Source organism: Afipia birgiae 34632 (assembly GCF_000308295.2).
In the GTDB taxonomy this organism is placed as follows: Bacteria; Pseudomonadota; Alphaproteobacteria; order Rhizobiales; family Xanthobacteraceae; genus Afipia; species Afipia birgiae.
In genome coordinates this window covers 429,694-444,552 of the sequence record NZ_HG326654.1, presented here as the reverse complement: position 1 = coordinate 444,552, position 14,859 = coordinate 429,694, and the positions used below count along the sequence as shown (strand labels likewise).

12 protein-coding genes are annotated in these 14,859 nt (G+C 59.1%); 11 read left to right on the top strand and 1 reads right to left on the bottom strand.

Annotated elements, in window-relative coordinates:
- Positions 1-12: 12 nt before the first annotated feature.
- The 8 genes from BN32_RS20725 to BN32_RS20690 all read left to right on the top strand — a co-directional run bounded on the left by BN32_RS20725 (position 13) and on the right by BN32_RS20690 (position 10,524).
- Positions 13-906 carry a VOC family protein gene (locus BN32_RS20725; protein WP_040427130.1) on the top strand — a complete coding sequence of 298 codons (894 nt, stop codon included), beginning with the start codon at positions 13-15 and terminating at the stop codon, positions 904-906.
- Positions 903-2,417 carry a class I adenylate-forming enzyme family protein gene (locus BN32_RS20720; RefSeq protein ID WP_019196092.1) on the top strand — a complete coding sequence of 505 codons (1,515 nt, stop codon included), beginning with the start codon at positions 903-905 and terminating at the stop codon, positions 2,415-2,417. The genes BN32_RS20725 and BN32_RS20720 overlap by 4 nt, the downstream gene beginning before the upstream one ends.
- 75 nt (positions 2,418-2,492) lie before the next feature.
- Positions 2,493-4,292, top strand: a complete 1,800-nt coding sequence (locus BN32_RS20715; RefSeq protein WP_019196093.1) for a gamma-glutamyltransferase family protein — start codon at positions 2,493-2,495, stop codon at positions 4,290-4,292.
- A gap of 396 nt (positions 4,293-4,688) precedes the next feature.
- Entirely contained in the window at positions 4,689-6,113 is a 1,425-nt protein-coding gene (locus tag BN32_RS20710) for a sodium:solute symporter family protein (RefSeq protein ID WP_019196094.1), read from the top strand.
- Positions 6,114-6,572: 459 nt separating this feature from the next.
- Positions 6,573-8,069: an aminotransferase class V-fold PLP-dependent enzyme gene (locus BN32_RS20705; RefSeq protein WP_019196095.1), complete on the top strand. Its 1,497-nt coding sequence runs from the start codon at positions 6,573-6,575 to the stop codon at positions 8,067-8,069.
- 79 nt (positions 8,070-8,148) lie between these two features.
- Positions 8,149-9,039 (top strand): MBL fold metallo-hydrolase, encoded by an 891-nt coding sequence (locus BN32_RS20700; RefSeq protein ID WP_019196096.1) that lies wholly within the window; start codon positions 8,149-8,151, stop codon positions 9,037-9,039.
- 144 nt (positions 9,040-9,183) lie between these two features.
- A complete protein-coding gene (locus tag BN32_RS20695) occupies positions 9,184-9,963 on the top strand; it encodes a sulfite exporter TauE/SafE family protein (protein ID WP_019196097.1) in 780 nt (259 codons plus the stop codon).
- Between the two features lie 81 nt (positions 9,964-10,044).
- A complete protein-coding gene (locus tag BN32_RS20690) occupies positions 10,045-10,524 on the top strand; it encodes a RidA family protein (protein ID WP_040427128.1) in 480 nt (159 codons plus the stop codon).
- A gap of 315 nt (positions 10,525-10,839) precedes the next feature.
- Here the strand turns inward: BN32_RS20690 and BN32_RS20685 are convergent, their stop codons facing one another.
- On the bottom strand, positions 10,840-11,316 hold the full coding sequence (locus BN32_RS20685) for an Lrp/AsnC family transcriptional regulator (protein ID WP_019196099.1): 477 nt from the start codon (positions 11,314-11,316) through the stop codon (positions 10,840-10,842).
- Positions 11,317-11,479: 163 nt separating this feature from the next.
- Between BN32_RS20685 and alr the strand changes: the two genes are divergently transcribed.
- The 3 genes from alr to BN32_RS20670 form a co-directional block, all read left to right on the top strand.
- On the top strand, positions 11,480-12,643 hold the full coding sequence (gene alr, locus BN32_RS20680) for an alanine racemase (protein ID WP_244438223.1): 1,164 nt from the start codon (positions 11,480-11,482) through the stop codon (positions 12,641-12,643).
- A complete protein-coding gene (locus tag BN32_RS20675; protein ID WP_040427126.1) occupies positions 12,640-13,914 on the top strand; it encodes a D-amino acid dehydrogenase in 1,275 nt (424 codons plus the stop codon). Before alr ends, BN32_RS20675 begins: the two co-directional genes overlap by 4 nt.
- Positions 13,915-13,986: 72 nt before the next feature.
- Positions 13,987-14,859: NAD(P) transhydrogenase subunit alpha (locus BN32_RS20670; protein WP_040427124.1), on the top strand; the 873-nt coding region annotated here is incomplete at its 3' end.

The following is a 14,859-nucleotide window of genomic DNA, read 5'->3' as shown; positions in this document are numbered from 1 at the left end:
GGGGTAACCCCGGTGGCCCCCGAAGGCGCCAATGGTTTCAGGACGGCGGATTCCGCCGTCCTGAAACGCGAGGGAATGTTCGATCACGCGGTTCTTAATCTTCACTACGATCTCGATGCCGGCGAAGAGTTGTTCAACTCGCTTGGCTTCCAGATCGCGCCGCGCGGTTATCACAGTCTTGGTTCGATGAACCACTTGATCATGTTTGATACGAATTATCTCGAACTAATCGGGCTGGATCCGTCGAACCCGAATCCTCGCAAAGAACTTCTCGACTGGCCTGTCGGCCTGAATGGCCTGGTGTACGGCAGCGACGACGTCGACGTCACGCAGGCTCGGCTGCGATCGCAGCAATTGCCTGTGCTGGAGCCGAAAACTTTCAGCCGACCCGTCACGGTTGACGGCGTTGAGACCGAGGCGCGATTCCGCACAGTTCACATGGATCCCGGATTTTTTCCGGCGTCCCGTCTCTATTTCTGCGAACATCTGACACCGGACCTGGTCTGGCATGATGCATTCATGCAGCACCCGAACACCGCGATTTCCCTGAAGCGGTTGATGGTCGCTGCAGACGATCCGGATGTGCAGTCTGACCGTCTCGCTCGGGCCGTCGGAGCAAGGCCCGGCGCGGGCAACCGCGTCGACGTTGGCGGAACCCGAATTGATTTCAGCTCAAAGCAGCAACTCACGGCTCTCTATGGTGATAGCCTTCGCCTGGAAGGAGCGTTCCCACGTGTTGTTGGAATGAGCATCAGTGTCCGCTCGCTGGATTCGCTCAAGGCGAGTCTTGATTTGCGGTGGACTGGAAAGCTGATCGAACCGGACCATCATCGCCTGATCGTCCCAGCCGCTGAATGCTTCGGTGTGATGCTTGAGTTTCTCGAACCTAATGTGAGCCTGGCATGATCTCATCACGTAACCTGGGAACCTTGATCGATCCCGCGCGTCCGCAGGATAAGATCGCAGTCATAGATTTCGACGGTGAGCGCAGCCGGGAAGTGACGTATGGCGCACTCGATGCGCTCGCCAATGGAGTAGCGCGAGCGCTGGTCAATCGCGGCTTCGTACGAGGCGATCGCGTTGCCATTCTTTCTGCGAATAACTCTGACTATCTGGCGGTTCATCTTGGCATCATGCGCGCCGGCCTGGTGTCCGTCCCGATCAATTTCCGGCTGCCGCGCCATCTCGTCGAATACATCATCAAGGATTGCGGGACGCGTCTGGTGTTCTGCGATGCGGAGCGCCGCTCTGTCGTTTCTGATGATGTGGACGCGATCAGGCTCGATGATGCGAAGGAGTTCGGCTCTTTTGTTGAGCCCGGAGCCTTTGAAGCGGTTGAGCCGCAAGATGGCGAAGCTGCGACGTTTCTCTATACGTCTGGATCGACCGGAAGGCCGAAAGGCGTGGTGCTCTCGCATGCCGCCCAGCGCTGGGTGGTTGAGATGCGGCTTGGCCCGCAAGGCATCGAAAACCAGCACATGCTGATCGCCGCGCCGCTTTACCACATGAACGCGCTTGCGCTGTCGCATCTGGTGCTCGCTGGGCATGCCAGCATGGTCCTCATGCCGCAGTTCAAGGTGAAGCCGTACATCGAAGCAATTGGTCGTTTCCGCTGCACATGGCTGACCTCGGTGCCGCCGATGATTGCCATGATGCTCGACGACAAGGAGGCAATGGCAAGCGCCGACCTTTCGTCCGTGCAGAACCTGAGGATGGGCTCTGCGCCGGCGAGTGCCACCCTGCTTGACGAGATTAAACGGACTTTCCCGAAAGCCAAAATCCTGAATGCGTACGGAACGACAGAGGGGAGCCCGATTGTCTTCGCGCCACATCCCGAAGGCAAGCCGACGCCAAACCTGTCTCTCGGTTACAAGCACCCCCAGGTCGACTTACGGCTTGTTGATGATACCGGTGCCGAGACAAGCGAAGGTGTGCTGCAACTCCGATCGCCTGCGATGATGAGCGGATATCATAATCGTGCCGATCTTCCGCGCCCGTTCACAGCCGATGGCTACTACGTCACGGGAGATGTTTTCAGCCGCGACGCCGACGGCTTCTATTACTTCGTTGGCCGAGCCGACGACATGTTCGTGAGCGGCGGCGAAAACATCTTTCCAGGTGAAGTCGAACGCATGCTGGAGACCCATCCGGACGTTATCCAGACTTGCGTTGTTCCGATCGACGATCCGATCAAGGGCCAAAAGCCGGTTGCTTTTGTTCGGCTCGCTCCCAGCGCGACCATCGATGCGAGCGGATTGAAAGCGTTCGCACTGGAGCGCGGGGCAGCCTATCAGCACCCGCGTTCGATCTGGTTTCTGGACGAATTTCCACTTGCATCGACCAACAAGGTCGATCGCGCCGCACTTGCGCAGCGCGCCCGCGATTTGTCGCAAGCGCCGCCAGCCGATGCAAAGTGACTTTCGGTGCATACGGCGGTCACCGCCGTTTGCAGGACTTGCGGCTGAAATAGCAAGGTAAGGGATACCAGTATCATGGCGAACGACCAGGACGAGATCTTCACGACGCGGCCGGAAATCACCGGCTCGTTTGGCGTCGTGGCATCGACACACTGGATCGCGACAGCTGTCGGCATGGGCATCCTTGAACGCGGAGGCAATGCCTTCGACGCAGGCGTGGCAACGGCTTTTGCTCTTCAGGTCGTTGAGCCGCATCTCAACGGCCCGGGCGGTGACGTCCCGATCATGGTCTACGACGTACGGCGCGGAAAGCCGGAGGTGATCTGCGGGCAGGGGCCGGCTCCCGGTGCAGCGACCATCGCGCGTTTTCGTGACATGGGACTCGACCTTGTGCCGGGTTCCGGGTTGCTTGCAGCCTGTGTGCCCGGCGCCTTTGACGCTTACATGCTGCTGCTCAGAGACTACGGCACGATGTCGGTTGAAGATGTGCTCGCACCGGGGATTGGATATGCCCGCAACGGTTACCCTCTGGTCCAGCGAATCTGCGATACGATTTCGACCGTCGAAAAGCTGTTTCGCGAACACTGGCGCTCGTCCGCCGCGATCTATCTGCCGCATGGCGCTGTTCCCAAGACGGGAACGATTTTCCGCAATGAAAAGCTGGCGGATACTTATTCACGCATCCTTGCTGAAGCGAAGGCTGTCGGCGGCGACCGGGAAGCCCAGATTGAACGTGCCCGCCAGGTGTGGTCGCAAGGTTTCATCGCCGAAGCGATCGATGACTTTTGCAAGAACAACGCTGTCATGGATGCGACCGGCGTTGCACGCCACGGCCTGCTCACCGGCAGCGACATGGCGAACTGGCGCGCGACGATCGAAGCGCCCATCAGCTACAACTATGGCGACTATACTGTCTGCAAGCCAGGCCCCTGGACGCAGGGATTGGTCCTGCTCCAGCAATTAGCGCTGCTGAAGGGTTTCGATCTCGATAAGCTAGATCCGTGCGGCCCCGAATTTATCCATCTGCAGGTGGAATGCACCAAGCTTGCCTTCGCAGATCGGGACGTTTTTTACGGCGATCCTAACTTCAGCGACGTGCCAGTCGAGAAATTGCTGTCCGAGGCTTACAACGCAGAGCGCCGAAAGCTCATCACCGAGCGGGCATCGATGGAGTTGCTGCCCGGCACGATTCCCGGATACGGCAAGGCAGTGGGGATGCGCGAGGGTGGTTTGCGTGAGTCGGTATCTGCCATCGGGACGGGCGAGCCTACGGTCGGCCGGCTTCGCGCCGAGCGCGGCGACACTGTGCATCTCGACATCATCGACAAGCATGGCAACATGATTTCGATGACGCCATCGGGTGGATGGCTGCAATCGTCGCCGATTATTCCAAGCCTCGGCTTCTGCCTTGGAACGCGTGCACAGATGTTCTGGCTGGATGAAGAGCATCCAGCTTCGCTGCAACCCGGCAAGCGGCCGCGCTCGACATTGTCGCCGACGCTTGCTCTGCGCGGCGGCGAACCCTACCTCGCTTGGGGAACGCCGGGTGGCGATCAGCAGGATCAGTGGGCGACGCAATTCTTGCTTCGCCATATTCATGCAGGGCACAATCTGCAGCAGGCGATCGACGCTCCCGCCTGGCACACCGAGCATTTCCCGGCCTCGTTCTGGCCGCGCCTCGCGCGCCCCGGAGTGCTCGTGCTTGAAGGGCGTGTTTCCGACGCCGCGATCAAGGACCTGCGCGCGCGGGGTCACATCGTCGAGGTTGGCGAGGACTGGTCGGAAGGCCGTTTGACCGCGGCCTCTCGTTCGAACGGCTGGCTCCGAGCCGCAGCAAACCCGAGAGGAATGCAAGCCTACGCGGCAGGGCGCTAGGGCGCCTCACGCTCGATGCGTAACGACCGAAGTCTTGAGGGCGGGCCAGCGAAAGACCGTTGGCTCTCGTGATATGTTCTAGCGGGCTATCAGACCTGCGGGAAAGGCGACGAACCAAGCACAAATGTGCTCCTTCTGATCGTCTTACGAATAGACAAGCGTGATAGGAAGTAATTGTTTTAATTTATGTTTTTCGTATCGCTGCAGTGATGCTTCGGACTTCGCTGCAATCTTGCAGAAAACCACCCATAGGCGTGGTCGCCAAATAATCCCTCGTAATAAGTTAAAACATGTTGACTCGATAGTTTATTGAGTCAAAATTGCGATTATGAACATGTCTATGATGTCTCTGCAATGTACGGGGATGCAAAGCCACTTTTGGGAGGGGTACAAGAAATGCACGCAAACTACGTCGCAATAGCAATTGTTGCGGTCTACATCGTCGGTTTGGCGCTCGTCACAGGCGTCCTTCAACGGTCGGTCAAGTCGGCAAACACCTTCACGTCGGGAACGACCGGTCGCACCGGTGTGCCGGCGATTCTGGTCGGCATGATGCTGATGTCCGAATTCATCGGGACGTCTGCGAGCGTGGGCACCGCGCAGGAGGCATACAAGGTCGGCATTTCCGCTTCCTGGAATATTCTGGCGCTGGCGGCGGGCTTTATCTTCTACGGCCTCTTTCTCGCCGGGAAGTACAAGGAGTCCGGCCACAACACGATCTCGGCGATTCTCAACGATGTTTATGGCCGCAAAACGAGACTTGCCACATCGCTGGTGATGATCTTCGCGCTGGAGATCGTCGCTGTCGCGATCTATGCCGGCGGCGGCACGATCCTGAGCATTCTGCTTGGTGTTGATCGCACATCCGCGATTGTCGTCTGCGGTGTGGTGTCCGTGCTCTATGTGTTCATGGGTGGCATGAAGTCGGTAGTTTACACCAACGTCGTTCACTCGGTCATCAAATACCTAGGCATCCTGACCGCTCTGTACTTCGGCATCACCAAGCTCGGTGGATTCCATGAGTTGCAGGCGCGGATTCCTGCGGAAATGTTCTCGTGGACCCACGTGGGCTGGGGGCAGATCTTCGCCTGGTTCATCGCCGGCATGGGTGCGACGTTCTCCACGCAGTATGTGATTCAGGCCATCAACACGGTGGATGATGCGAAGAGCGCAAAGATCGCAAGCTTCTCCACGGCGCTCTTTCTGGTCCCGTTCGGCATTATCACAGCCCTCGTTGGTATGTGCTCGCTTGCGTTGTTCCCCAATATCAAATCGATCAATGCATTTGCTGCGCTGATCGGGCAGATGGATGGAGTGATGGCGGGTATCGTCTGCGCCGGCCTTGCAGCGTCACTCTTTGGTTCGATCGCCGCATTCGCGGTTGCGACCGCGACGTTGCTCTACAAAGATTTCTATGTCGGCTTTGGCGGCAAGGCCCGCACTGAAAAGGGCTCCTTGATGTTCATTCGCGTCGCGACAGTCGTAATGGGTCTGCTTCCGATTGTTCTCGCGATCTACACTCCGAACATCCTGTCGATGACCTTTCTGGGCAAGGCGCTCCGAGCATCGCTGTCGGTCCTGGTTCTGTTTGTTTTCTTCGCGCCCTGGTTTGGCACCAAGCGCGGAGCGTTCCTAAGCATTCTGGCGTCCCTCGTCGCCACGATCGTTTGGTTCATGATGGGCAATCCATACGGCATCGATAACGCTTACATCGCGCTGCTCGTCCCGCTGGTCGTCATGGGTGTCAGCGAGATCGTGAAGCGTATCCGCAATGACGATGTGGCCGTCGTGCCTGCGGCATCTTCGCGGACGCTGGACTAGGCAATCATGCAAAGCAATGCGGAGAATATCGATGCAGACAAATGGTGGCCGGTGGCCGACATGGAGCAGTCAATGATTACTGTGAAGACATAGATGATGGGCGAGGCGTCGGGCTGTTCGATCCGGTGCCTCGCCGACCGGCTGGGGGCTGTTGACCGGTTCGTTAGCTCGAAACTGCGAAGTGTCGCTCGCTGGGCTGGTGGAGTTCGGGCCTCTCGTTTCCGATGCGGCGACTCGAAGCAATCGCCGCGATGGTGCCTGAAGGGCGTCGCCGTTCCGCTGATGTTCCTCATCTGAATCTCGCGACTCGCAAAAGCCGGAGATGCCGGGAGCGCCATCAACCGAAAAGCAGTGAAGGCTGGCGCCAGCTTGCGGCGCCCCCCCTCACTTACCCGACAGGAAATCCGATTTCCTGCCTCTCTACCTACAACACGCGAAATACTGCGGAGATAACTTGTTATGAACATCGTAAGCCAGCATTCTCTGCGAGCAGCCGATTTGTTAGCTAAATTCAAGAATGACCTCGTGCGCGATGACCGCCTCGAGCGTCTCGGCGCGGATTTGATCGGCAACGATGCCGAGGTCGTTGGACCGTTCGGAGCCAAGGCGCTGATCTACGCGGACTATGTTGCATCTGGCCGGGCGTTATCGGTGGTTGAGCGCTTCATCCTCGAGAACATACTGCCGTACTACGCCAACAGTCATACCGAGGCCTCGTACTGCGGTGGGACGATGACAGGATTCCGGCGCGCAGCGCGCGATGTGATCGCTCAGTGCTGTGGAGCGGACGAACGCTATGATGTCATTTTTACGGGCTCGGGTGCAACTGCAGGTTTGAATCGCCTCGTGAACCTGTTTGGCGTGAACGCGAGTTTGCGCGACGGTATCGTTCCACGGGTGATCATCGGCCCCTACGAGCACCATTCAAACATCTTGCCTTGGCGGGAAAGCGGCGCCGAGATCGTTGAGATCGAAGAAATCGCAACTGGCGGCCCTGATCTTTTGCAACTCGATGCAGCCTTGGCCGGCGCGGGCGGGCGGCCGATGATATGTGCGTTTTCTGCAGCTTCCAACGTTACCGGAATTGTTTCGAATGTGGCCGAGATCACCGAAAGGGCGAAGGCTGCGGGGGCGAAAATCATCTGGGATTACGCCGGTGCAGGACCCTATCTGCCGATTGCCATGGAGCCGGCCAGGGGTGTTCAGATCGATGCAGTGGTCGTCTCGCCGCATAAGTTCATCGGCGGTCCTGCCGCGTCAGGCATCCTAATTGTTCGTCGAGATGCCGTTGTCACGACGATTCCCACGTGGCCAGGAGGCGGTACGGTGAAATTCGTGACGCCGACGGAGCACGACTATAGCGAAAGCCTTGAGGTCCGAGAGGAGAGCGGTACGCCAAATGTTGTCGGAGACATTCGCGCGGCTCTAGCCTTCCTTGTGAAGGAAGCGATTGGTCAGGAAACGATGTCCCTGCGCAATGCCGCGCTGCGTGCCCGGGCACTGTCTGCATGGAGTAAAATCGAGCGTATTGAGCTTCTCGGAAATTTGCAGGCGCAGAGCCTGCCAATCTTCTCGTTCCGGATCAGGGACGGGAAGGGCGGCTACATTCATCAGCAGCTCGTTACCCGCATGCTCAGCGACCGGTTCGGCATCCAGGCTCGCGGCGGATGCGCGTGTGCAGGTCCATACGTTCACCGCCTGCTGAAGATTGACGATGCGCAGTCGAGTGCGTTGCGGCTTGCGATTGCCGAAGGGGATGAAATTCGAAAGCCGGGATTTACTCGCCTGAACTTCAGTGTCCTGCTCTCTGATGACAAGGTGCAGTACATCCTAGACTCTGTTGCACAACTTGCGCAGGACGCTGCCACTTACTCGGATCAATACATGGTCGATCCGAGTCGGGCGATTTTTTACCCGCGAAATTCTCAGGGTCAGTTGATGTCGAAAGCGGTTTAGCGATGCGCCGCCGCCACTCGCATATTCCGACACTGCTGCGTAATGGCCGTCGCCATTTAGAGAAATTCAAGGAGTCACCATGATCGTCTCCAGTTCCAAGAGGCCCGAGGTCAAGGGGTTCTTCGATCCGCGCACGTGGAGCATCCAGTATGTCGCCTTCGATCCCGAAACGCGGGACTGTGTGATCATTGATCCCGTGCTCGACTTCGACGAGAAATCCGGCTCAACCCGTACGGGTAACGCCGATGCGATCTTGTCCTATGTGGCTGAGAACAACCTGAAGATTGCATACATCCTCGACACGCATCCGCATGCCGATCATTTTTCCGCGGCCCACTATCTGAAGAACAAGACTGGAGCCCCCACCGCGATTGGTGAGCATGTCGTCGATGTGCAGCAGCTCTGGAAGGATATCTACAATTCACCCACGCAGGCGACCGATGGGTCGCAATGGGACCGTTTGTTCGCTCACAACGACCGCTTCAAGGTCGGGACGATAGATGCGCACGTGCTCTTTTCGCCCGGACACACGCTCGCCTCCGTGACCTATGTGATCGGTGATGCGGCATTCGTCCACGACACACTGTTCATGCCAGACAGCGGCACTGCGCGCGCAGACTTTCCGGGCGGCAGCGCAAAGATGCTGTGGGCTTCGATCCAGGGCATCCTTGCCCTGCCGAATGAGACACGCGTCTTCACCGGGCACGACTATCAGCCGGGTGGACGCGAGCCACTCTGGGAAAGTACCGTCAACGAGCAGAGATTGATGAATCCGCATGTGGCCGGAAAGAGCGAAGCTGACTTCGTGACCCTGCGCGAAGCGCGCGACAAGACGTTGCCGATGCCGAAGCTGATCCTGCATGCACTGCAGGTAAACGTGAACGGCGGCCGACTGCCTCCGCCTGAAGAGAATGGCCGACGTTATCTCAAGTTTCCGCTCGACGCATTTCCGGGTGCGGTATGGGGCTGATTGTAGCTGTCGGGCGAGGCGACGAATCCAATAAGCTATGCGTGGCGGGCAAATGAAGACCGCTTGTATGGCAGGCAGCTCGGCCAAGAATCGCCTGACTGTAATAGCAAGTATTCGATGCGGTGACGCCAAGGCGGCACGATCGTGAGTGCGATTCTGAGCGCAGCGATTGGCGCGGGAGCCTTGGTGGGCTTCTCGCTTGGCTTGATCGGCGGTGGCGGCTCCATCCTGGCGACCCCGCTTTTACTCTATGTCGTCGGCGTAGCACAGCCACATATCGCAATCGGTACCGGGGCGTTGGCGGTCTCAGTGACGGCTTTCATCAATCTGGCGAGTTATGCGCGGACAGGTGTTGTACGCTGGCGCTGTGCCGCCGTCTTCGCAGTGATTGGTACTCTCGGTGCATTCGTTGGGTCGAGCGCGGGCAAGCTGATCGACGGCAACAGACTTCTGTTCCTGTTCGGACTGGTGATGCTCGCTGTCGGGGCCATGATGCTGAGGCCGCGCAGCGAGACTGCGGCTCCGGAGCGGGATGCCGATCTCAAGACCTGTCTGCTGACCGCCGGTATTGCATTTCTCACCGGTGTGGCTTCCGGCTTCTTTGGAATCGGCGGTGGTTTCCTGATCGTGCCTGGCCTGTTGCTCGCGACCCGCATGCCGATGATCAACGCGGTGGGCTCTTCGCTTCTCGCGGTCGGATGCTTCGGCCTTGCGACCGCGATCAACTATGCGCTCTCCGGTCTGGTCGATTGGCTCGTTGCCGCCCAGTTTGTCGCCGGTGGAATCGTGGGGGGATTTTTCGGCGTGGCGCTGGCGAATCGTTTGTCGCGCGGCAAGGACGCTCTCAAGCGCATCTTCGCCTGCGTGATCTTTGCGGTGGCGGCTTATGTCCTCTACCGAAGCGGACACATGATCTTGAACTAGTTTGATATCTGCACGGAAGGTGTGCGTTGGCATCCGGCGAAGGCACTGCGAGATACGATTGAAGAACGAGGAAGACTTTCTATGAATACAGTGGAAGCAAGATTGTGCGATCGCGGCCTTGAAATTCCGGCGCCGGCGCCGAGTTCGGCCAGCTACGTTCCAGTGCTTCAGGTTGGAAATCTGATTTATGTCTCCGGTCAGCTTCCGATGAGGGATGGGAAGTTGGCCTTCCAAGGGGTTGTGGAATGGAATCTCGGGACTGAAGACGCGAGGAAGGCTGCCGAGTTGTGTTTGCTGAATATTTTTGGGCAGCTAAAGGCGTACTTGGGATCGCTGGAAGGTTTACGGTGCGTAAGACTTGGTGGCTTCGTACAAAGCAGAAGCAGCTTCAGGGAGCACGCAAGCGTTTTGAATGGAGCAAGCGACCTTCTGATTTTTGCTTTGGGCGATCGTGGCAAGCACGTCCGCGCCGCCGTCGGATGCAGTTCCCTGCCGTTAAACGCAGCCGTTGAAGTGGAAGCTATCTTCCAGATAGATGATCCCGGGCACCTTGCGCATTAGCCGCGGGAGATCACCTGAAAATTGAGATTGCCAGAGAAATCGATGCGGCGAGGCTGAGGATTGCGGCCACGCCCGGCATATCGAAGTCCTCGGATTCCTAAATGACGAACCGCTTATCCTCGGTCTCATAGCCAAATAGTATCGTAGCGGCTGGCCCATTTTCCCGTGCGGCCGATCGTGTCCCGGACTGGTTCGGGCTTGTCCTTTGGACGCTTCATCGTCTGCAGCAACCAGCCGGGAGGCGGCTTTACGGAGTTCGACGCTGCCACACCTTGATGCATTGCCGACGAGCCCGGCCCGAAAGGAGGGGCTTTATCAGCCGCTAAGCGCCGCGGGAGAGATACTGCGCTTGACTACGCTGCGCATGGCGAAACTGGAATGCAACCGCGCGACGCCTGGCATCCGCGACAGGTGCTGCTTGTGGATGCGTTCGTAGTCTTCCATGTCGCGCGCCTGCACTTGCACGAGGTAGTCATCGTTTCCAGACATCAGATAACAAGACACCACGTCGGGGCATTTTTTGATTTCCTTTTCGAACGCGGCGAGCGCGTCCTCGTTCTGGCGATCAAGAGTGATATGTACGAGCACGGTCATCAGGAAGCCGAGCCCTGTCGCATCGATGTCTGCTGAGTAGCCGCGAATGACGCCGGCTTTTTCCAGCAGTTGAAGCCGCCTCGCGCAGGCCGTCGGTGACAGTCCGACACGCTCGGAAAGGATCACCTGGCTGATCCGGGCATCCTGCACGAGTTCGCGCATGATCTTTCGGTCGATAGCATCGATTTCTGTCGTCATTAGGCGTGCTCCAGCTTTTGGCGCAGAAATACGTCAAAAAATCACAAGAGTCTGCTGCTTTGTGGCGTTGCACCGTCGTTCTCAGTGGTAATTCGCCGAAAATCTCTTCCGGTTTGCTGGCATCCTGCCGTTAAGGGTGCCTTAAGCGGGGTTGGATTCGGGTGTGGCTAGGTCGGTGATAAAGAGCGGCGGTCTGCATGCTGGCGCACTGCTGACAATTGATCTCGAAGCGGTGCGCTGGAACTACCGCTTTCTCCGGGGCAAGCTCGGTGCCCGTGTCCGGTGTGGGGCGGTGGTAAAGGCCGATGCCTACGGACTCGGCGCGCAATACGTCGCTCCGGCGCTACACGCCGAGGGTTGCCGAGACTTCTTCGTCGCGCACCTTGATGAAGGGCTCCTCCTGCAGCCGCAGTTGTCTGCATCCTCGATCTACATTCTGAACGGTCTGCCGAACGGCGGCGAAGCCGACTGTGCTGACGCGGGACTGGTCCCGGTTCTCAACTCTCTTGACCAGTGCCACGCGTGGTCGATGCACGCCGCTATTCTTGGCAAGAGACTCCCCGCCGTTGTTCAGGTCGACGGCGGGATGAATCGGCTTGGCATGTCACAGCGGGAAATCGCGGCCTGGGTTAAGGGCGGCTCGCAGCTTGCCGGTGTCGATGTTCGATTCGTCATGAGTCATCTCGCTTGCGCGGACGTTCCGTCTCACACGGCCAATGCGATGCAACTCGCGAAATTCCGGCGACTCGCCGAGCATTTCCCGGGCTTGCCGCGATCGCTCGCGAACTCGTCGGGAATCTTCCTCGGCAAGGATTTCCACCATGACATCGTGCGGCCGGGGGCGGCGCTTTACGGCATCAACCCGATTCCCGCGCGGGCGAATCCAATGCGCGCGGCGGTTCGGCTTTCGGCGGGAGTCATTCAGGTCCGGGAAGCCGACAAAGGTGATCACGTCGGCTATGGCTGGGATTTTCGCCCGAGTGGGCCGTCGCGGCTGGCTACCCTCTCCATCGGTTATGGGGATGGTCTGCATCGCGCGCTCGGCAAAGGGGGTGCGGTCTATTTCGAAGGCTGCTCGCTGCCGATAGCAGGGCGCGTGTCAATGGACAGCATCACGGTCGATGTCAGCGAACTCCCGCCTGATCGCCTCGGCGTCGGCTCGCACATAGAGGTAATCGGCGATCATCAGTCGGTCGACGACCTGGCCGGAGCGATGGGTACCATCGGCTACGAAGTCCTGACCGGGCTGGGCCATCGCTATGAACGGAATTATCTAGGCGCTGCCGACTTGTCGCGGGCCGAACTCGTCGGAGAGTTGCAGTCATGAAAGTTCTGGTTATGGGGGCCGGCGTCATCGGTGTGACGACGTCCTATTATCTTGCCAAGGCAGGCTTAGAGGTGACGGTGATCGACCGTCAGCCCGGTCCCGGCCGCGAAACCAGTTTTGCCAATGCCGGTGAAGTGTCGCCCGGATATGCGTCTCCATGGGCTGGTCCCGGTGTTCCGGCCAAGGCGGTGCGCTGGATGCTCGATCAATATGGCCCGCTCGTGGTGCGGCCGCAGGCTGATCCTGCGATGTGGCGCTGGCTCGTCCAGATGCTGCGCAACTGCACGGCCGCGCGGTATGCCGTCAACAAGGCGCGAATGGTCGGTATCGCTGAATACAGCCGCGACTGTTTGCGTGCGCTGCGCGCCGATATCGGCATTAGTTATGACGAACGCAGCCAGGGTACATTACAGCTATTTCGCAAGCAGTCGCAGCTCGACGGCATCGGCGGCGATGTGGAGGTATTACGTCAGTATAATGTACCCTTCGAAGTGCTGGATCGGGACGGATGCGTGCGCGCCGAACCTGGACTGGCCGCGGTACGAGGCTCTTTCGTTGGTGGACTACGTCTTCCTGACGATGAGACCGGCGATTGCCAGATGTTTACGGAACGTCTCGAAAAGGTTGCAGCGGGTCTTGGCGTGCGCTTCGTTTATGACACGACAATCAAGGCGATCGATGTTGCCGGTGGGGGCGTTGCCCAGATCACGACGGACAAGGGCGTGTTTTCAGCCGACAAATACGTGATGGCGCTCGGTAGTTTCTCGCCGTTGCTGCTGCGGCCGCTGGGCATCGATATTCCCGTCTATCCGGTCAAGGGTTATTCGATCACTGTGCCGATTGTGGATGAGGCGTCGGCGCCGCAATCGACGGTCATGGATGAAACCTACAAGGTTGCGATCACACGACTCGGGGACCGCATTCGTGTCGGCGGCACAGCCGAAGTGGGGAGTTATAAAGTGAAGCTTGTGCCGGATCGGCGCGCGCCGCTTGATCGTTCCCTGACTGATCTGTTTCCGAAAGGCGGAGACATGTCGCTCTCGACATTCTGGAGCGGCTTGAGGCCGATGACGCCGGACGGTCCGCCGATTATAGGGCCGGCACGTTTCGATAACCTCTATCTGAACACGGGCCACGGCACTCTTGGCTGGACGATGGCCTGTGGCGCTGCGCGGGTGGTGTCGGATCAGATCGCGGGATTGAGGCCGGAGGTGGTGGCGGATGAACTCTCGATCCGGCGCTATCAAGAGTCGATGTCGAGACCGCAGTGAACAATTCAAGATTCGCGGCAGGAGCATCAATCGGCAAATGGATACGGGAATGATACGGCTGCGGGAGGCGTCATGAAAATTGCGATAGCCAGGGAAGTGGATGCGGCGGAGCCGCGGGTTGCGGCGACGCCCGACACGGTGAAGAAGTTCAAGGCGCTGGGGATCGATGTCGCGATCGAGCCGGGTGCGGGCATCAAGTCCGGTCTTTTGGATGCGGACTATAACGCCGCGGGTGCTGTGGTCAGCACTGAGGCGGTGAAGGATGCCGATATCGTCATCAAGGTGAAGCGCCCGGAAGCCTCTGAAGTTACCAAATACAAGAAGGGCGCACTGGTCATCGCGATCATGGACCCTTACGGCAACGAGGCGGCGCTGAAGGCGCTGGCCGATGCCGGTGTTGCCGCGTTCGCGATGGAGCTGATGCCGCGCATCACCCGCGCGCAGGTGATGGACGTGCTGTCGTCGCAGGCCAACCTCGCGGGTTACCGCGCGGTGATCGAAGCCGCCGAAGCCTTCGGCCGCGCCTTCCCGATGATGATGACCGCGGCCGGCACCGTACCGGCGGCAAAGGTGTTCGTGATGGGCGTCGGCGTTGCCGGCCTGCAGGCCATTGCGACTGCGCGCCGTCTGGGTGCGGTGGTCACCGCCACCGACGTGCGTCCGGCCACCAAGGAGCAGGTCGAAAGCCTCGGCGCCAAGTTCCTCGCGGTCGAGGACGAAGAGTTCAAGAACGCGCAGACCGCCGGCGGCTACGCCAAGGAAATGTCGAAAGAGTATCAGGCCAAGCAGGCCGCGCTCACCGCCGAGCACATCAAGAAGCAGGACATCGTCATCACCACGGCGCTGATCCCGGGCCGTCCGGCGCCGAAGCTGGTCAGCGCCGAGATGGTGAAGTCGATGAAGCCCGGCTCGGTGCTGGTCGATCTGGCGGTCGAGCGCGGCGGC